1 rRNA gene is annotated in these 1,071 nt (G+C 49.8%); it reads right to left on the bottom strand.

The annotated features are described in order from the left end of the window. Positions 1 to 1,071 (bottom strand): 23S ribosomal RNA (locus CD147_RS10365); the annotation flags it as partial.

Below are 1,071 nucleotides of genomic sequence, written 5' to 3'. Positions count from 1 at the left end.
CCCCCCATCGATTAAAACGATGCTAGGTGGTACAGGAATATCAACCTGTTATCCATCGCCTACGCCTGTCGGCCTCAGCTTAGGACCCGACTAACCCAGAGCGGACGAGCCTTCCTCTGGAAACCTTAGTCAATCGGTGGACGGGATTCTCACCCGTCTTTCGCTACTCACACCGGCATTCTCACTTCTAAGCGCTCCACATGTCCTTGCGATCATGCTTCGACGCCCTTAGAACGCTCTCCTACCATTGTCCTACGGACAATCCACAGCTTCGGTAATATGTTTAGCCCCGGTACATTTTCGGCGCAGTGTCACTCGACTAGTGAGCTATTACGCACTCTTTAAATGATGGCTGCTTCTAAGCCAACATCCTAGTTGTCTGGGCAACGCCACATCCTTTTCCACTTAACATATATTTTGGGACCTTAGCTGGTGGTCTGGGCTGTTTCCCTTTCGGACACGGACCTTATCACCCATGTTCTGACTCCCAAGTTAAATTAATTGGCATTCGGAGTTTGTCTGAATTCGGTAACCCGAGAAGGGCCCCTCGTCCAAACAGTGCTCTACCTCCAATAATCATCACTTGAGGCTAGCCCTAAAGCTATTTCGGAGAGAACCAGCTATCTCCAAGTTCGATTGGAATTTCTCCGCTACCCACAGTTCATCCGCTCACTTTTCAACGTAAGTCGGTTCGGTCCTCCATTCAGTGTTACCTGAACTTCAACCTGACCATGGGTAGATCACCTGGTTTCGGGTCTACGACCAAATACTCAACGCCCTATTCAGACTCGCTTTCGCTACGGCTCCACATTTTCTGCTTAACCTTGCATCAGATCGTAACTCGCCGGTTCATTCTACAAAAGGCACGCCATCACCCATTAACGGGCTCTGACTACTTGTAAGCACACGGTTTCAAGTTCTCTTTCACTCCCCTTCCGGGGTACTTTTCACCTTTCCCTCACGGTACTGGTTCACTATCGGTCACTAGAGAGTATTTAGCCTTAGGAGATGGTCCTCCCAGATTCCGACGGAATTTCACGTGCTCCGTCGTACTCAGGATCCACTCAAGAG

The sequence above is a fragment of the Staphylococcus devriesei genome, assembly GCF_002902625.1.
GTDB lineage: Bacteria > Bacillota > Bacilli > Staphylococcales > Staphylococcaceae > Staphylococcus > Staphylococcus devriesei.
The sequence above is the reverse complement of the archived record's forward strand: the minus strand, read 5'-3'. Positions and strand labels throughout refer to the sequence as shown.